Below are 17,737 nucleotides of genomic sequence, written 5' to 3' on the forward strand. Positions count from 1 at the left end.
TTCCTCGTGTCTCGCACCGATGCCATTGGCGACGTAGTGCTGACCCTGCCGGTAGCCGGGCAGCTCAAGCAGCTGTTTCCGGGTTGCCGGGTGGTGCTCATCGGGCGCACCTACACGGCGCCCGTGGCGGCGGCCTGCCCCTGGGTCGATGATTTTCTCAACCTCGACGAGCTGGTGAAGCTGTCCGAGCCGGAGCAGGTAGTTGCATTGCAGCGCCAGGCCGCCGCGGCCATCATCCACGTTTTCCCCAACAAGCTGCTGGCTCGTCTGGCCCAAAAAGCTAATATCCCGGTCCGCATTGGTACGCGCAACCGCTGGCGCCACTGGCTCACCTGCAACCGGCTGGTGGCCCTCAGCCGCCGCCACTCACCCCTGCACGAAGCCCAACTCAACCTGCAGCTGCTCCAGCCCCTGGGCTTCATAGGCCCGTCGCCGCTGCCCGAAGTAGCCAAGCTGGTGCGCCTGCAGGCCACCGAGCCCCTGGCGCCCGCGTTGCAGCAGTTGCTGCAGCAGCGCCATCCCGGCCAGCTCAACGTCATCCTGCACCCGCGCAGCCGGGGCAGTGCCCGAGAGTGGGGCCTCGATAATTTTGGGCAGTTGGCCCAGCTCCTGCATCGGGCCGGCCACCGCGTTTTCATCACGGGCACGGCCGCCGAAGGGCAGGAGCTGGCCGACTGGCTTCAGCAAAACGCCGCCTTTCTTGCCGCCGACCTCACTGGTCAGCTTGGCCTGTCGCAGTTTCTGGCCTTCATTGCCGCCGCCGATGGGCTGGTGGCCGGCAGCACCGGGCCGCTGCACCTGGCCGCAGCGCTCGGCCGCCACGCGCTGGGGCTCTACCCGCCCATTAGGCCCATGCACCCCGGCCGCTGGGGGCCGTTGGGCCCGCACGCCGGATTTATGGTCTTCGACAAGCCCAATTGCCAGGACTGCCGCGCACAGCCGGCCGCCTGCACCTGCATCCGGGCCATCGAGCCGGCGGCCGTGGCCGCGCAGGTAGCCGCGTGGGCACTTCTGCCCGCGCCGTGACAGAAGAAATACTGCTCTTTGTCGATATTCTGAGGCTGATTCGTCCACTTAGTTTGGCAGTTCCGGGCCGGAGTGCAACCTAGCGCAAGCTGCTATCCGTACATCGGGCAGGCCTGGGCTGCCCGTTGGGCGTTTTCCCGCCGGTGCCAAGCAACCCGGCCGCCCACATTTTCCGAGTTGCTGATTCAGCCTCTTTTGTCCTAATCCCCTATTCTTTCGTAGGTTTCGGCCTACAATTTCCCCCGCCCACCTGTATGAGCGATTCTCCCGAACGGGTCAAACTGAGCAAAGAGGAAAAAGACCGGCGCTTTCAGGCCGAGTTGATGCCCGTGCTCGACCCGCTCTACAACTTTGCCTACCGGCTCACCCTCGACGAGGACGATGCCAACGACCTCGTGCAGGAAACCTACCTCAAGGCGTACCGCTTTTTCGAGTACTTCGAGCCCGGCACCAACGCCAAGGCCTGGCTTTTCCGCATTCTCAAGAATTCGTTCATCAACGACTTCCGCAAGAAGAGCAAGCAGCCCGCCAAAGTCGACTACAGCGAGATTGAGGGCTATTACAACCCCGACGACGTCGAGGCCGAAGGCGAAGTGGGCGCTTCGTCGTCCGACATGCGCCAGCAGTCGGCCCGCGACCTGATTGGCGACGAAGTGGCCAGCGCCCTAAATTCTTTGCCCGTCGATTTTCGCACCGTCATCATCCTCTGCGACCTCGAAGGCTTTACCTATGAGGAAATGGCCAAAGTGCTTGATATTCCGATTGGTACCGTGCGTTCGCGCCTGCACCGGGCCCGCAACTTTCTCAAGGATAAGCTGGAGAAATACGCCCAATCAATGGGATATGGCAATGACGCAATTGACGACGAAACGGAACTAACCGACTCCGAAAATAATTAACCCTCCCAGCAAGAGCACACACACAGTAGCTCGACTGCATTTCGTTGTCTTTCACCTCCTTTCGCGTATTCTCGTTATGAACCCATCTGCTACTACACAAACCAAAATGTCGGCCCCCGTTGCAGCTACTCCTGACAATGGCCCCGACTGCGAACGCGTGAATACTGTACTCGACCAACTCATCGAAGGCCAGCCCGTGACCGCGGAAGACGAGGACTACCTCTACGACCACGCCACCGATTGCTCGCCCTGCTTCGACGACATCGAGAAGCAACGCACCTTCATTTCCTTTCTGAAGCAGCGCGTGCCTTCTCCCGCCACTCCCTCCACCCTGCACGAGTCCATTTTGGCGCGCGTGGGGGCTGTGGTGGCCTAATACCGGCGCCAACGGCTTAGCTTTGCGTGATGCAAGGCAAAATCATTGTGTTTTCGGCGCCCTCGGGCGCGGGCAAAACCACCATTGTGCACCGGCTCATGGAGCGCGTGCCGGAGCTGAGTTTTTCCATTTCGGCCTGCACCCGCGACCGCCGCGGCCGAGCCGAGGAAAACGGCAAGGACTACTACTTCATCACTGCCGAAGAATTCCAGGACAAGATTCGTCACGACGAGTTTGTGGAATGGGAGGAAGTCTACGAGGGTGCCTTTTACGGCACCCTCAAGTCGGAAATCGAACGCATCTGGGAGAGCGGCAAGCACGCTATTCTGGACGTGGACGTGAAGGGCGGGCTCAGCATCAAGGACTTTTATAAGGACCGCGCGCTGGCCATTTTTGTCCGCCCGCCGTCCATCGAAGTGCTGGAGCAGCGCCTGCAGGCCCGCGCCACCGATTCGCAATCCAGCATTTCCTCGCGGGTATACAAGGCCAAGTTCGAGTTGGCGTTTGAAGACCGGTTCGACGTGACCGTGGTCAACGACGACCTCGACGCCGCCACCGACCACGCCGAAAAGCTCGTTCGCCAGTTCATCAGCGCCGAGCCGGCCGTCGTCTAACCGCGGGCAGGATGACGGATTCGCCTCGCATCGGCCTGCTGTTCGGCTCCTTCAACCCCGTGCACGTCGGCCACCTCATCTTGGCCGAGCACTTCGCCACGCGCACCGACCTGGCCGAAGTGTGGCTCGTCGTTACGCCCCACAACCCCTTCAAGGAAGCCAAAGACCTGCTGCCCGACACCGAGCGCCTGCGCTTGGTGGAACTGGCTTTGGCCGGCAATCCCCGCCTGCGGGCCGAATCCATCGAGTTCGGCCTGCCGCGCCCCAGCTACACCATCGCCACGCTCGATGCCCTGCGCCTGCGCCATCCGGGCCACGATTTTGTGCTCCTCATGGGTTCCGACAACGTGCCCGGCTTGCCGCGCTGGCAAGAGTCGGCCCGCCTGCTGGCCGAAGTCGATATCTACGTTTACCCGCGCCCCGGCTACGAATTACCTGAATCGGCCGCTTTCCCGCGCCTCCGGGTGCTGGCCGCGCCCCTGCTCGACATCTCGGCCACCTACATTCGCGAAAGCCTGCGCACCGGCCAATCCATTCGCTACCTGGTGCCCGCCGCGGTAGAAGCCGAACTCCTCAAGTAAAAGAATCTGCAGTCCTCCGCGGTTGATTCCCGCGCTGCCATAAAAAAAGCCCGACGATTTTCGCCGGGCTTTTTTGTCTAAAGCAAGCAATCAGATGGTCATAATCTCCGATTCCTTCTTGCTAAGGGCTTTTTCAACCTCGGCAATGTACGTATCGGTCGTTTTCTGCACTTTCTCTTCGGCCACTTTGATGGCGTCTTCCGAAGCGCCTTCTTTCAACAGCTTGCGCAGGGCTTCGTTCACGTCCTTGCGGATGCCGCGGACGCGGACCTTGCCGGCTTCCGATTCGTTTTTGGCTTGTTTCACGAGGTCGCGGCGCCGCTCCTCGGTCATGGCCGGGATGTTGAGGCGCACGCCTTCCGCGTCCGACACCGGGCTCAGGCCCAGGTCGCTGTTGCGAATGGCCTTGGTCACCTCGGCAATCATGTTTTTCTCCCAGGGCTTGATGAACAGCGAGCGGGCGTCGGGCGTCGAGATGTTCGCAATCTGGCCAATGGGCGTGGGGGTACCGTAGTAGTCTACCCGGATGCCGTCGAGCATAGCCGGCGAGGCTTTGCCAGCCCGAATACGGCTCATTTCCACGTTGACGTGGGCCAGGGCTTTGCCCATCGATTCAACCAGGTCGTCCAGGTAAAACTGAATTTCTTCGTCCATTTTGTTTAGTTGTCAGTTATTGGGTGTCAGTTGTCAGGCCGGCCACCAGTTTGTCAGTACAAACTAACAACCGACAGCAAGCAACTGACAACTAAAAATTAGGCTTGCTCCGGCTGGTTGCCCACCAGCGGCTGCAGCAGGCTATTGATGGGGTCCAGGGCGGCCTTGCGGCCGGCGTGGGTGTTGGCGTTGCCGTCGCTCACCAGCGTGCCCATGGCTTCGCCGTCCAGCAGGCGCTGCAGGTTGCCCTGCGTGTTCATGTCGAACACAATGATGGGCAGGTTATTCTCCTTGCACAGCGTGAAGGCAGTCATGTCCATCACGTTAAGCTTCTTGCTCAGTACCTCGTCGAAGGTAATTTCGGTGAAGCGCGTGGCCGAAGGGTCTTTTTCCGGGTCGGCCGTGTAGATGCCGTCTACGCGGGTGCCCTTCAGCACCACGTCGGCCTCAATCTCAATGGCCCGCAGCGAAGCCGCCGAGTCGGTGGTGAAATAAGGAGAACCGATGCCGGCCCCAAAAATCACCACGCGGCCCTTTTCCAGGTGCCGCACAGCGCGGCGGCGGATGTACGGCTCGCACACCCGCTGAATGGTGAGGCCCGACAGCAGGCGCGTGCTCACTTCCAGCTTCTCCAGGGCACTTTGCAGGGCCATGGAGTTGATAACCGTGGCCAGCATGCCCATGTAGTCGCCCTGCACGCGGTCGAGGCCGAAGGCCTCGGCTTCCACGCCGCGGTAAATGTTGCCGCCGCCAATCACGACGGCCACTTGCACGCCCGTGGCGGCCACGGCCTTAATTTCGGAAGCATATTGCATCAGCCGCTCGGCGTCGATGCCGTACTGCTGCTGGCCCATCAGCGCTTCGCCGCTGAGCTTGAGGAGGATGCGGTTGTATTTCAAGTCAGAATGAATGAGGATGTCGAAATAATAACGAAGGCTACGAAAACTGCACCAGCACCTGGCCTTTCTGCACGTTGTCGCGCAGGGTCACCTTGATGGTGCCCACGGTGCCATCGGCCGGGGCCTTGAGGATGTTTTCCATCTTCATGGCTTCCAGCACCAGCAGCGGGTCGCCCTTCTGCACGGCCTGGCCGGGCGCCACCCGAATGTCTACGATAAGCCCGGGCATGGGGGCTTTCAGTTCGTTGACTTTCGCGGCAGCAGCGTTGCTCATGCCCAGGCGCTCAAGCAGCAGGTCGAACCGGTCTTTGGCGTTGAGCTCCACGCGCTGGCCGTTGAGCTTCAGTACGATGTTTTTGGCGGCGAAGTCGACCGATACCACTTCCGCGTTGTAGGAACGACCTTCGTGCAGCACGTGAAAGCGGCCTTCGCCCAAATCCGCCAGGTCCCAGGCAAAAGGGTGGCCGTTGAGCGTGACGGTGTCGGCGGTGGGGTAGTCAACTTCCCAAAGTTGACCGGAGCCGGTGCTGATTTGAAGCATCTGAAGCGAATAGGGTGGGAGGAAAGCTGGGGTTAAAGGTAGCCCAAATCTCAAATTAATTCAGAAATTGAGGCGTTTTTCGCCCGTTCTTGTTGGCATGAAGTATCTGGTTCCGGGCCTTACCAGCCTGATGTTGTTCGTGCACCTGCTGGCCGCGGCCCAAGGGGCTAAGCCCGGCACGGGAAAGCCCGCGTCCAAGGCGCCGGTGCACAAAAAAGCGGCACCGAGCCCCGCGCCGGCCCCCGCGCCGGCCGGGCTGGTGGTGCCCTCGTGGCTGCCCGCTGAGGCGCCGTTGCAGCCCGCGGCTACCATCCTGACGGATGTACTCGACACCAAGCTCGACGTTCGGTTCGATTACAAGAAGCAGTACCTGCTCGGCACGGCTATCCTCACGCTGCGCTCGCATTTCTACCCGCAGTCGGAGCTGGTGCTGGACGCTAAGGGGTTCGACGTACAGAAAATCGAGCTGGTGGGGGAGAAGAAGAATAAAAGCCTCAACTACAATTACAACCGGCGCAAGCTCGTCATTGCCCTCGACCACCCGTACCCGCGCAGCACGCCCTACCAGGTGCGCATTGTGTACGTGGCCAAGCCAAACGAACTGCCGCAAGGCGGCTCCGCGGCCATTACCTCCGACAAAGGGCTCTATTTCATCAACCCGCTGGGCACCGACAAGAATAAGCCCCGTCAAATCTGGACGCAAGGCGAGACGGAAGCCAGTTCCTGCTGGTTTCCCACCATCGACAAGCCCAACCAGCGGATGACCCAGGAAATTAGTATGACCGTAGAGAAGCAGTTCAAAACGCTTTCCAACGGCAGCCTGATTTCCTCGCACGCCAACGCCGACGGCACCCGCACCGACACCTGGAAGCTGAGCCAGCCCCACGCGCCCTACCTCGCCACCATGGTGGTTGGCGATTTTGCGGTGGTAAACGATTCCTGGCACGGCAAGCCCGTCGATTATTACGTGGAGCCCCAGTACGCCGGCACCGCCCGCGCCATCTTTGGCCACACCCCCGAAATGCTGGATTTCTTCTCCAAAAAGCTGGGTGTGGAATACCCGTGGGAGAAATACGCCCAAGTGGCCGTGCGCGACTACGTGAGCGGCGCCATGGAAAACACCACCGCCACCACCCACGGCAGCAGTATGCAAGCCACCAAGCGCGAATTGCTCGACGCCAACTACCAGACCGGCGAAACCGTCATCGCCCACGAGCTATTCCATCACTGGTTCGGCGACTACGTCACCTGCGAAAGCTGGGCCAACCTGCCCCTGAACGAGTCTTTCGCCGACTATTCCGAATACCTCTGGGCCGAGTACAAGTACGGCGCCGATGAGGCCAGCCTCGTTCAGGAAATCAAGCTCAACAACTACCTCGAAGAAGCCACCGCCAAGCGCGAGCCCCTCATCCGCTACCGCTATGTAAACCGGGAGGACATGTTCGACCGCCATTCCTACGACAAGGGCGGCCGCGTGCTGCACATGCTGCGCAAGTACGTGGGCGACGAAGCCTTCTTCGCTTCGCTCAACCGCTACCTGACCCAGAACAAGCAAAGCGCCGTCGAAATCTCGAAGCTGCGAACTGCGTTCGAGGAAACCACCGGCGAGGACCTGACCTGGTTTTTCAACCAGTGGTTTATGCAACGCGGCCATCCAGAGTTGCGCATCACGCACAGCTACGCCAACGGCCAGGTGGCCCTGCGCGTGCAGCAGGTGCAGGACACGCTGTTCCAGCCCATCTACCGCCTGCCGGTATCGGTGGCTGTTTGGACCAATGGCAACCAGCCCACCGAGCACCGCATCACCGTCGCCAAGGCCGACCAGACCTTCACGCTGCCCAGCGGCCAGAAGCCTACGCTGGTCAAATTCGACAGCGAAAACCAACTCTTGGCCCAAATTGACGAGGAGCGCAGCCAGGACGAATTGGTCTTCCAGTTCTACCACGCCCGCACCTACCAGCAGAAAGCCGAAGTGCTGGAGTTGCTCCAGAACAAAACCTCGGAAATGTCGGTGAGCAGCCTGCTTCGCAACGCCCTCAACGACAAGTTCTGGAACGTACGCCGCTTGGCCCTCGACCACCTCCGCCGCTACCGCGGCCCCGAGCCCGAAGGCATGCGCAAAGACATCCAGCGCGTCGCCACCACCGACCTCAACTCCCGTGTCCGGGCCCAGGCCATCACCACCTTGGCCACTTTTCCCGATGGTAACTACGCCAACATCTACAACGCGGCCCTCAACGACAGCTCGGCTTTGGTGGCAGCCGCGGCCCTGCGGGTGCTGGCCAAAAAGCCCGAGCCCACCACCCGCCAGCAGGTTGCCGCCATCGAGTACAGCAGCGGAACGTCGCTCATTCCCGCCATTGCCGATTATTATGCCCTGAATGGTGGCCTCGACCAGTACCAGTGGTTTCTGCGCCGCCTGCCCGATGTGGGGGAAAGTGACCTCTACGCCTATTTCCAATCTTTCGGCACGCTCATGACACACATCCCGCCCGTAGAGCGCGACAAAGGCATCAAGATTCTGGAAGAATACGCTCGCAACGGCTCCCGTTACGACGTCCGGCTCGGCGCTTATAAAGGCCTTGCCTTGCTCATGCCCACCAACCCAAACCTGAAATCCGTGCTGCAAAACATCCGGGAGAAGGAAACTGACGACCGGCTCAAAGCATTCTATAACCTTATGTAGGAGCACGTAAGCGAATTTTTGCGAAAAAAGTGACGCCTTTTTTTTCGCAATCCCTTGCCCGGTGTCAGAAAAGCCTTAATTTTGCGACTCCTTACGAAACACTACTACTTCGGTGCTAGTCAAAACGGAAGGGTCACGCCTCTCAGCAATCGGCCGGGAAGCACCAAATTGGGGGTATCGCATAGCGGCAATTGCGGGTGACTGTAACTCACCTCCTTCGGGTTCATAGGTTCGAGTCCTGTTACCCCCACTTTATTAAACAATACCATCTGCGGGAGTAGCTCAGTTGGTAGAGCGGCAGCCTTCCAAGCTGCAGGTCGCGGGTTCGAACCTCGTCTCCCGCTCACGTTTTCAAAATAAGCCGTTTTAGCTCAGTGGTAGAGCACTTCCTTGGTAAGGAAGAGGTCATGGGTTCAAATCCCATAAATGGCTCAGATTATTACCCAAAGTCCAGCGGTCGGAATTATTCCGGCCGCCGGCACGGTTCTCTCAGGCAAGCGACGCACAGTTTTCTATTACAGTAGGGGCTGAGTCTCGCTTTCTTCGTGTAGGGTCCGTTTTTACCTCAAATTCACTTCACCACCTCTTTTTTTACTCTTTACAATGGCTAAAGAAAATTTCGACCGGTCCAAGCCGCACGTAAACATCGGTACCATCGGCCACGTCGACCACGGCAAGACCACCCTGACCGCTGCTATCACCATGGTGCTGGCTAACCAGGGCTTGGCCGAAAAGCGTGACTTCTCTTCGATTGACAATGCTCCCGAAGAAAAAGAGCGTGGTATCACCATCAACACCGCTCACGTAGAGTACTCCACCGCCAACCGTCACTACGCTCACGTTGACTGCCCCGGTCACGCTGACTATGTGAAGAACATGGTAACGGGTGCTGCCCAGATGGACGGCGCTATCCTCGTGGTAGCTGCTACCGACGGCCCGATGCCCCAGACCCGTGAGCACATCCTGCTCGCCCGTCAGGTAGGTGTTCCCCAGCTGGTGGTGTTCATGAACAAAGTGGACATGGTGGATGACCCCGAGCTCCTCGAGCTGGTGGAAATGGAAATCCGCGAACTCCTCTCGTTCTACGACTTCGACGGCGACAACATTCCGGTTATCCAGGGTTCGGCCCTCGGCGGCCTGAACGGCGATGCCAACTGGGTTCCCAAAATCAACGAGCTGATGGACGCGGTTGACTCGTTCATTCCGATTCCTGCTCGTCTGACCGACCTGCCCTTCCTGATGCCGGTAGAAGACGTGTTCTCGATTACCGGCCGCGGCACCGTGGCTACCGGTCGTATCGAGCGCGGCGTTATCAACTCGGGCGACCAAGTTGACATCCTCGGCATGGGCGCTGCTGCTGGCCTGAAGTCGACGGTTACGGGTGTGGAAATGTTCCGCAAAATCCTTGACCGTGGCGAAGCTGGTGACAACGTAGGTCTGCTGCTCCGTGGTATTGAAAAAGAAGCCATCCGTCGCGGCATGGTTATCTGCAAGCCCGGCTCGGTAACCCCCCACCAGAAGTTCAAGGCTGAGGTGTACGTTCTCTCGAAAGAGGAAGGTGGCCGTCACACGCCGTTCTTCAACAACTACCGTCCGCAGTTCTACCTGCGTACCACCGACGTTACTGGCATCATCACCCTCCCCGAGGGCGTTGAAATGGTAATGCCCGGCGATAACATCACCATCACCGTTGAGCTCATCAACAAGGTGGCAATGGAGAAAGGCCTCCGTTTCGCTATCCGTGAGGGTGGCCGTACGGTAGGTGCCGGTCAGGTAACCGAAGTTCTCGACTAAGCTCCGGCTTAATCAGTAAAAAAAAGCCGCTTCCGGAACATCGGGAGCGGCTTTTTTACGCTGAAACAGAAGGGCGTATTTGTTTTGTCCGCTGTTTCTCTTACCTTTGCACTCCCTTTGGCGAAATGCGCTAAGTGGGAATGTGAATAAACGAGTGTAGTTCAAGGGTAGAATAGAGGTCTCCAAAACCTTTGATGGGAGTTCGAATCTCTCCACTCGTGCAATCTGGGCCAGTTGGCCCGCTCCATGTCGTTATCAGCAGCAACGCTGTTTTTTCCTCAACCAATGGACAAACTGAGCAATTATTTCCGCGCCACCATCGAGGAAATGCGCTACAACGTAACGTGGCCTTCCACGACCGAGCTGCAGAAAAGCGCCGGCCTCGTGCTGATTGGTTCGCTTGTGTTTGCCATCGTGGTAGGCGTCATGGATGTCAGCTTTGAGTCGGTACTTAAAGCATTTTACAACTCGTTTCGCTAGTCAGCAGTCAAGATGGGCGAATTGAAATGGTACGTGGTGCGCTCCGTGAGCGGCCAGGAAAAGAAAGCCAAGAATTACCTCGAAACGGAGCTCGGTCGGCACAACCTGACCGAGCTTGTTCCGCAGGTACTGATTCCGGTAGAGAAGGTGTTTGAGATGCGCAACGGCAAGAAGCGCGTGCGCGAGCGGAACCTCTACCCCGGGTACATCATCATTCACGCCGACCTCGGTCACGGTGAGGTGGACCACATCATCACCAGCACGCCCGGCGTGATTGGTTTCCTCGGCGACAAAGACAAGAAGGACGCAACGAACAACAAACCCGTTCCGCTGCACATCTCCGAAGTCAACCGCATCCTCGGCATCGTGGATGAGGCCGAGCAGCAAGCCGACGCTACTCTCGACAAGCCCTACGTAGTGGGCGAACTCGTGAAAGTGGTGGACGGCCCCTTCAACGGCTTCTCCGGCAACGTGGACGAAGTATTTGAAGAGCGTAAGAAGCTGAACGTAGTGGTGAAAATCTTCGGCCGCTCGCAGCCGGTAGAACTCAGCTACACCCAAGTAGAAAAAGAGGTCTAACCTCATCGACTATACCACGCCGGCTAATTGCTCCGGGTCGGCGGGGCTTCCAAACAGGAGTTTACTATACTGAGGCAAGCGCGAGTTACGACGCAGGAGCCGCAGCCAAACCAATCAAATGGCCAAAGAAATCAGAGGTTATCTGCGTCTGCAGATAAAGGGAGGCGCCGCGAACCCTTCGCCGCCGGTAGGACCTGCACTTGGTAGCAAAGGCTTGAACATCATGGAGTTTTGCAAGCAGTTCAATGCTCGCACCCAAGATAAAGCCGGCCAAGTTTGTCCTGTACTCATCACCATGTACACCGACAAGTCGTTCGACTTCGTGGTGAAGACGGCACCGGCTCCGGTGCTGCTCATGGAAGCTGCCAAGTTGACGAGCGGTTCGAAAGAGCCGAACCGTAACAAAGTGGGCTCCGTGACGTGGGACCAGGTGCGTACCATTGCCGAAACCAAAATGCCTGACTTGAACGCTTTCCAGGTGGAAGCTGCCATGAAGCAGGTGGCCGGCACGGCTCGCAGCATGGGCATTACCATCAAGGGCGATTCTCCTTTTGCTGAATAATTAAACGGAGAAAAGACAGATGGCACAAGTAAGCAAAAAGCGCAAGGAAGCCCTTGCCAAACACGACCTGACGCAAGTGCGCAGCCTCGTGGAAGCCGCCAAAGTGGTGAAGGACATTACCTACACCAAGTTTGACGCATCCGTAGATATCGACGTTCGCCTCGGTGTGGACCCCCGCAAAGCGGACCAGATGGTTCGTGGCGTGGCCACCCTGCCCCACGGCACCGGCAAAACCGTTCGCGTTCTGGCCCTGGTTACTCCCGACAAGGAGGCCGAAGCCACTGCCGCTGGCGCCGACTTCGTGGGTCTGGACGACTATATCTCGAAAATCGAGAAAGGCTGGACCGACATCGACGTCATCATCACCATGCCGGCCGTAATGGCCAAAGTGGGTCGCCTGGGCCGTGTGCTCGGTCCCCGTGGTTTGATGCCGAACCCGAAGTCGGGCACCGTAACGACCGACGTAGCCAAGGCTGTGCAGGAAGTGAAAGCTGGTAAAATCGACTTCAAAGTTGACAAAACCGGTATCATTCACTGCTCGGTGGGTAAAGTATCGTTCGACCCGAAAATGCTGGCCGAAAACGCTTTGGAGGTAATCCAGACGTTGGGTCGCCTGAAGCCTTCGTCTTCGAAAGGTACCTACATCAAGAGCATCACGCTCTCGAGCACGATGTCGCCCGCCGTTCCGGTTGACAGCCAAGTAAATTCCGCTAGCTAATTAAACCAACCAAACATGACTCGGGAAGAAAAACAAGCCCTCGTGGATGAGTTGAGCGGAAAAATGCAATCGCACAACTCGTTCTACATCGTCGATGCTTCGGTGATGTCGGTAGCGAAAATCAACGACTTCCGTCGTCTGGCATTCAACCGCGGCCTGGAATACAAGGTGTACAAAAACACCTTCATCCGCAAGGCGCTGGATACGCTCGGCCACGACACGTCGGAAATGGATGCCGCGCTGAAAGGCCAGTCGGGCGTGTTGTTCTCCACGGAGAGCGGCTCGGCTCCTGCCAAGATGCTGCGTGACTTCTACAAAGCGCAAGCTTACCCCCGCGGTGTTGAGCCTAAGCCTGTGCTGAAAGGTGCCTACGTAGATGCCAGCATCTACATCGGTGCCAACCAGCTCGAAGGCCTGACCACCATCAAAGGCAAGCAGGAACTGCTCGGTGAACTCATCGGTCTGCTCCAGTCGCCTGCCAAAAATGTTATCTCTGCTCTGTCGAGCGGCGGCAACAAACTGGCCGGCATCCTCAAAACCCTCAGCGAAAAAGAGGCCGCTTAATCAGCAGCTTTTTCGCCCCTCTTTACATTTTCAACAACACATTTTTTTAACAATCTACAGAAATGGCAGATTTGAAAGCATTCGCTGAGCAGCTTGTAAACCTGACGGTGAAAGAAGTAAACGAATTGGCAGGCATCCTGAAGGACGAGTACGGCATCGAGCCTGCTGCTGCTGCAGTAGTTGCTGGTCCTGCTGGCCCCGCTGCAACTGAAGAAGCTCCTGAGGAGAAGACGTCGTTCGACGTTATCCTGAAGGCTGCCGGTGGCCAGAAACTGGCTGTGGTGAAACTGGTGAAAGACCTGACCGGTCTGGGCCTGAAAGAAGCCAAAGAACTGGTTGACGGTGCTCCTAAGCCCCTGAAAGAAGGCGTAACCAAAGACGAGGCTGAGTCGCTGAAGAAGCAGCTTGAGGAAGCCGGTGCTGAAGTAGAAGTTAAGTAGTTTCTGCTCCTGAAGCATCTCCGGACCCGCTTCAAATAAGGATTAGACCTGGCAACTTAGCCAGGTCTTTTCCTGTTTGTAGCGTGTCAACCGCGCGAGCTACCCGGTTCGCGCTTTTGCTATGTCAGCTAACCATCTTGTTGCACAGGTGGTTAGGGAGCGCATCGCGCCGCTGATGAGCCGCCACCCCGGCTTCCCAATTTACGCTTCTGTGTCCATCTTATAATCCCCATCGCATTGGCTACACCGAAAGCACAGACGGCCGCCCTCAAGAAAACGGCCGCCGAGCGAATCAATTTCGCCAAGATTAAGAAGGTTATTGAGTACCCGGACTTCCTGGACGTGCAGGTGCGCTCGTTCCAAGAATTCTTTCAGTTGGAAACCGCTGCTGAGCGTCGTTCTAACGAAGGATTGTTCAAAGTGTTCGCCGAAAACTTTCCGATTTCGGACTCGCGCGAAAACTTCGTGCTCAACTTTATCGATTACCACGTCGACCCGCCGAAATATTCGGTTGACGAGTGCATCGACCGTGGTTTGACTTATTCGGTTCCGCTGAAAGCCAAGCTGCGTCTGATTTGCAATGATAAGGACAACGAGGACTTCGAAACGATTGAGCAGGAGGTGTTCCTCGGGAACATCCCATACATGACCGTGAAGGGCTCGTTCGTTATTAACGGCGCCGAGCGCGTTATCGTATCGCAGCTGCACCGCTCGCCGGGTGTGTTCTTCGCCCAGAGCAAGCACACTAACGGCACCAAGCTGTATTCGGCCCGCATTATTCCGTTCAAAGGCTCGTGGATTGAGTTTGCCACGGACGTGAACAACGTGATGTACGCGTACATCGACCGGAAGAAGAAATTCCCGGTGACGACGCTGCTTCGCGCCATCGGCTACGGCACCGACAAAGACATTCTCGACTTGTTCGGGCTGTCGGAAGAGGTGAAAGCCGATAAGAAAAACCTCAAGAAAGTGGTGGGCCGCAAGCTGGCCGCCCGGGTGCTGCGCACCTGGACGGAAGACTTCGTGGACGAGGACACCGGCGAAGTGGTATCCATCGACCGCAACGAAGTGTTGCTGGAGCGCGATGCTACGATTGAGGACGCTGACATCGACGTGATTCTGGAGGCCGGCGCTAAGTCGGTTATTCTGCATCGCGAAAACGTGAACATCGCGGACTTCGCCATCATCTACAACACGCTGCAGAAGGACAACTCCAACTCGGAGAAAGAAGCTGTTGAGCAGATTTACCGCCAGCTCCGCAACACGGAGGCTCCGGACGAAGAAACCGCTCGCGACATCATCCAGAAGCTGTTTTTCTCGGACAAGCGCTACGACCTCGGGGAAGTAGGCCGCTACCGGATTAACAAGAAGCTGCAGATTGATATGGCGCAGGAGTCGCGGGTGCTGACCAATGAGGACATTGTGCTCATCGTGAAGTACCTGATTGGCTTGATTAACTCGAAGGCCATTGTCGATGACATTGACCACTTGAGCAACCGTCGCGTGCGCACCGTGGGCGAGCAGCTTTACGCTCAGTTCGGCGTGGGCCTAGCCCGTATGGCGCGTACCATCAAGGAGCGCATGAACGTGCGCGACAACGAAGACTTCAAGCCGGTTGACCTGATTAACGCCCGTACTCTGTCGAGCGTGATTAACTCGTTCTTCGGTACGAACCAGCTGTCGCAGTTCATGGACCAAACCAACCCGCTGGCCGAGGTGACGCACAAGCGTCGCGTATCGGCACTCGGGCCGGGAGGTCTGTCGCGTGAGCGCGCTGGTTTCGAAGTACGTGACGTGCACTACACGCACTACGGCCGTCTGTGTACCATCGAGACGCCGGAAGGCCCGAACATCGGTCTGATTTCGTCGCTGTGCGTGCATGCCCGCGTGAACTCGATGGGCTTCATCGAGACGCCTTACCGCGACGTGAAAGCCGGCAAGGTGGACATGAGCGAGAATGTGAAGTTCCTGACCGCTGAGGAAGAGGACACGCACCACATCGCCCAAGCCAACTCGCTGTTGGACGACAACGGCAAGCTGACCCAGGAGCTGGTGAAAGGTCGTTTCGAAGGTGACTTCCCCGTGGTAAGCCCCGAGGAGTACTCCTACATGGACGTGGCCCCGAACCAGATTGTATCGGTCGCTGCCTCGCTGATTCCGTTCCTGGAGCACGATGACGCCAACCGTGCGCTCATGGGCTCGAACATGCAACGTCAGGCTGTGCCGCTGCTCCGTCCCGAGGCTCCGATTGTGGGCACGGGTCTGGAAGGCCGTATTGCCACCGACTCGCGCACGCTGATTATGGCCGAAGGCGAGGGCGTAATTGACTTCGTAGACGCTAACAAGATTATCGTGAAGTACGACCTCTCGGAGGACGACATCATGGTGAGCTTCGACGCCGAGCGTATTACTTACGACCTCATCAAGTTCCGTCGCACCAACCAGGACACCTGCCTTAACCTGACGCCGCTCGTGAAGCGTGGCGAGCGGGTGAGCAAAGGCCAGCCCCTGTGCGAAGGCTACGGCACCAACCAGGGCGAACTCGCTCTGGGCCGCAACATGCAGGTGGCATTCATGCCGTGGCAGGGCTACAACTTCGAGGATGCCATCGTCATCTCGGAGCGTGTAGTGCGCGACGACATCTTTACCTCGATTCACATTGAGGAGTTTGAGCTGGAAGTGCGCGAAACCAAGCGCGGCGAAGAAGAGCTGACCTCGGAAATTCCGAACGTGAGCGAAGAAGCCGTGCGCAACCTCGACGACAACGGCATCATCCGCCTCGGTGCGGAGGTGAAGGAAGGCGACATCCTGATTGGCAAAATCACGCCGAAAGGCGAGACGGACCCGACTCCGGAAGAGAAGCTGCTCCGTGCCATCTTCGGCGATAAGGCCGGCGATGTGAAGGATGCTTCGCTTAAGGCGCCGCCCTCCTTAAACGGGGTAGTGATTGGCACCAAGCTCTTCTCGCGTCCGAAGAAAGACAAAAACCTGCGGGCCAAGTCGAAGAAGGAAGTAGAAGACCTGAAGTCGACTTACGCGCAGGAACTGCGGGGCGTAAAGGCGGTCATGATTGACAAGCTGGTGCAATTGCTGGAAGGCAAAACGTCGCAGGGCATCAAGCATCGCTTCGGCGAGGAAATGATTGCCAAGGGCGTGAAGTTCAACCGCAAGAACATCACCGAGGGTATGTTCCCGGAGAAGAACCCCTATAAGGACGAGAGCAACTACGCCGTTCCGGAAGAGGTGAACCTGTTTAAGGACCTGATTCTGGAAGGCTGGACGGCTGATGCCCGCGTGAATGGCTTGGTGCTGGAACTGGTGCGTAACTACGCCAAGCGCCGCAACACCATCACCGCGAAATTCAAGCGTCAGCGCTTCACCCTGGAAGTGGGCGACGAACTGCCTGCCGGCATCGTGCAGCTGGCCAAAGTATACATCGCTAAGAAGCGCAAGCTGAAGGTGGGTGATAAAATGGCCGGCCGCCACGGTAACAAGGGTGTGGTAGCCCGCATCGTGCGCGATGAGGACATGCCTTTCCTGCCCGACGGCACGCCGATGGACATCGTGCTGAACCCGCTGGGTGTACCAAGCCGCATGAACATCGGTCAGATTTACGAGACGGTGCTTGGCTGGGCTGGTCTGAAAATGGGTCGTACCTACTCGACTCCGATTTTCGACGGCGCTACCGAGGATGAAGTAGCTCGTGAACTGACCGAAGCTGGCCTGCCCGACTGGGGTCGTGCTTACCTGCACGATGGTTTAACGGGCGACCGTTTCGACCAGCCGGTAACCGTGGGCGTGATTTACATGCTCAAGCTGGGTCACTTGGTGGACGACAAGATGCACGCTCGTTCCATCGGGCCGTACTCGCTCATCACGCAGCAGCCGCTGGGTGGTAAGGCGCAGTTCGGTGGCCAGCGCTTCGGCGAGATGGAAGTGTGGGCACTGGAGGCCTTCGGTGCTTCCAACGTGCTCCAGGAAATCCTGACCGTGAAATCGGATGACGTGGTGGGCCGCGCGAAGGCGTACGAAGCCATTGTAAAAGGCGACGTCCTGCCCAAGCCGAATATCCCCGAGTCGTTCAACGTGTTGCTCCACGAACTGCGTGGTCTGGCACTCGAAATCACGATGGAATAGGTTTCTAATGGTTAGTGGTTAGTTTTTGATTGAGCACTAACCGTTAATCACTAACCATTAACCACTGATTGGCAGGCAACAGGAGGCGCTGATTGAGCGACTCTGGTAACGAAAGGTGAGAAAACGCTTCGGTGAAAGAGGAGCGGGGGCTGTTCCGAGATATGGTCAGTGCAGCATCAAAGACCCC

General features: G+C 57.9%; 17 protein-coding genes and 4 tRNA genes. 18 read left to right on the forward strand and 3 right to left on the reverse strand.

Annotated elements, in window-relative coordinates; genetic code table 11:
- Positions 1 to 6: 6 nt before the first annotated feature.
- The 5 genes from MUN81_RS04720 (at position 7) to nadD (ending at position 3,496) form a co-directional block, all read left to right on the forward strand.
- Complete coding sequence (locus tag MUN81_RS04720) at positions 7 to 1,026, forward strand: glycosyltransferase family 9 protein (protein ID WP_245115508.1); 1,020 nt, start codon at positions 7 to 9, stop codon at positions 1,024 to 1,026.
- A 254-nt stretch (positions 1,027 to 1,280) separates the two neighbouring features.
- Positions 1,281 to 1,925 (forward strand): sigma-70 family RNA polymerase sigma factor, encoded by a 645-nt coding sequence (locus tag MUN81_RS04725; RefSeq protein ID WP_196290985.1) that lies wholly within the window; start codon positions 1,281 to 1,283, stop codon positions 1,923 to 1,925.
- A 76-nt stretch (positions 1,926 to 2,001) separates the two neighbouring features.
- Positions 2,002 to 2,301, forward strand: coding sequence for a hypothetical protein (locus MUN81_RS04730; RefSeq protein ID WP_245115509.1), 300 nt, complete (start codon positions 2,002 to 2,004; stop codon positions 2,299 to 2,301).
- A 29-nt stretch (positions 2,302 to 2,330) separates the two neighbouring features.
- A complete protein-coding gene (gene gmk / locus MUN81_RS04735) occupies positions 2,331 to 2,915 on the forward strand; it encodes a guanylate kinase (RefSeq protein ID WP_245115511.1) in 585 nt (194 codons plus the stop codon).
- Between the two features lie 11 nt (positions 2,916 to 2,926).
- Positions 2,927 to 3,496: a nicotinate (nicotinamide) nucleotide adenylyltransferase gene (gene nadD / locus MUN81_RS04740; RefSeq protein WP_245115512.1), complete on the forward strand. Its 570-nt coding sequence runs from the start codon at positions 2,927 to 2,929 to the stop codon at positions 3,494 to 3,496.
- A gap of 90 nt (positions 3,497 to 3,586) precedes the next feature.
- Here the strand turns inward: nadD and frr are convergent, their stop codons facing one another.
- From frr to MUN81_RS04755, 3 genes are all read right to left on the reverse strand, one after another.
- Positions 3,587 to 4,150, reverse strand: a complete 564-nt coding sequence (gene frr, locus MUN81_RS04745; protein ID WP_190925638.1) for a ribosome recycling factor — start codon at positions 4,148 to 4,150, stop codon at positions 3,587 to 3,589.
- Positions 4,151 to 4,248: 98 nt separating this feature from the next.
- A complete protein-coding gene (gene pyrH, locus MUN81_RS04750; RefSeq protein WP_190925640.1) occupies positions 4,249 to 5,049 on the reverse strand; it encodes a UMP kinase in 801 nt (266 codons plus the stop codon).
- A 37-nt stretch (positions 5,050 to 5,086) separates the two neighbouring features.
- Positions 5,087 to 5,590, reverse strand: a complete 504-nt coding sequence (locus MUN81_RS04755; RefSeq protein ID WP_245115514.1) for a biotin/lipoyl-containing protein — start codon at positions 5,588 to 5,590, stop codon at positions 5,087 to 5,089.
- A 97-nt stretch (positions 5,591 to 5,687) separates the two neighbouring features.
- Here MUN81_RS04755 and MUN81_RS04760 point away from each other — a divergent pair, with 97 nt between their 5' ends.
- From MUN81_RS04760 to rpoB, 13 genes are all read left to right on the forward strand, one after another.
- Positions 5,688 to 8,276 (forward strand): M1 family aminopeptidase, encoded by a 2,589-nt coding sequence (locus MUN81_RS04760; protein WP_245115515.1) that lies wholly within the window; start codon positions 5,688 to 5,690, stop codon positions 8,274 to 8,276.
- Positions 8,277 to 8,446: 170 nt separating this feature from the next.
- A tRNA-Tyr gene (locus MUN81_RS04765) sits at positions 8,447 to 8,526 on the forward strand.
- 21 nt (positions 8,527 to 8,547) lie between these two features.
- Positions 8,548 to 8,620: transfer RNA gene (locus MUN81_RS04770), tRNA-Gly, on the forward strand.
- Positions 8,621 to 8,636: 16 nt separating this feature from the next.
- A tRNA-Thr gene (locus tag MUN81_RS04775) sits at positions 8,637 to 8,708 on the forward strand.
- A 171-nt stretch (positions 8,709 to 8,879) separates the two neighbouring features.
- Positions 8,880 to 10,070 (forward strand): elongation factor Tu, encoded by a 1,191-nt coding sequence (tuf, locus tag MUN81_RS04780; protein ID WP_198067442.1) that lies wholly within the window; start codon positions 8,880 to 8,882, stop codon positions 10,068 to 10,070.
- 150 nt (positions 10,071 to 10,220) lie between these two features.
- Positions 10,221 to 10,291: transfer RNA gene (locus MUN81_RS04785), tRNA-Trp, on the forward strand.
- 64 nt (positions 10,292 to 10,355) lie between these two features.
- The gene (gene secE / locus MUN81_RS04790) at positions 10,356 to 10,550 is read left to right on the forward strand and encodes a preprotein translocase subunit SecE (protein ID WP_245115516.1); all 195 of its coding nucleotides are present in this window, start codon (positions 10,356 to 10,358) and stop codon (positions 10,548 to 10,550) included.
- Positions 10,551 to 10,562: 12 nt separating this feature from the next.
- Complete coding sequence (gene nusG, locus MUN81_RS04795; protein WP_196290995.1) at positions 10,563 to 11,129, forward strand: transcription termination/antitermination protein NusG; 567 nt, start codon at positions 10,563 to 10,565, stop codon at positions 11,127 to 11,129.
- A gap of 118 nt (positions 11,130 to 11,247) precedes the next feature.
- A complete protein-coding gene (rplK, locus tag MUN81_RS04800) occupies positions 11,248 to 11,691 on the forward strand; it encodes a 50S ribosomal protein L11 (protein WP_245115518.1) in 444 nt (147 codons plus the stop codon).
- Positions 11,692 to 11,710: 19 nt separating this feature from the next.
- A complete protein-coding gene (rplA, locus tag MUN81_RS04805; RefSeq protein WP_245115519.1) occupies positions 11,711 to 12,409 on the forward strand; it encodes a 50S ribosomal protein L1 in 699 nt (232 codons plus the stop codon).
- Between the two features lie 15 nt (positions 12,410 to 12,424).
- Positions 12,425 to 12,973, forward strand: coding sequence for a 50S ribosomal protein L10 (rplJ, locus tag MUN81_RS04810; RefSeq protein ID WP_245115520.1), 549 nt, complete (start codon positions 12,425 to 12,427; stop codon positions 12,971 to 12,973).
- Between the two features lie 62 nt (positions 12,974 to 13,035).
- Positions 13,036 to 13,413 carry a 50S ribosomal protein L7/L12 gene (rplL, locus tag MUN81_RS04815; protein ID WP_201985334.1) on the forward strand — a complete coding sequence of 126 codons (378 nt, stop codon included), beginning with the start codon at positions 13,036 to 13,038 and terminating at the stop codon, positions 13,411 to 13,413.
- A gap of 237 nt (positions 13,414 to 13,650) precedes the next feature.
- On the forward strand, positions 13,651 to 17,550 hold the full coding sequence (rpoB, locus tag MUN81_RS04820; RefSeq protein WP_245115522.1) for a DNA-directed RNA polymerase subunit beta: 3,900 nt from the start codon (positions 13,651 to 13,653) through the stop codon (positions 17,548 to 17,550).
- The last annotated feature ends 187 nt before the right edge of the window (positions 17,551 to 17,737 follow it).

Source organism: Hymenobacter sp. 5317J-9 (genome assembly GCF_022921075.1).
GTDB lineage: Bacteria > Bacteroidota > Bacteroidia > Cytophagales > Hymenobacteraceae > Hymenobacter.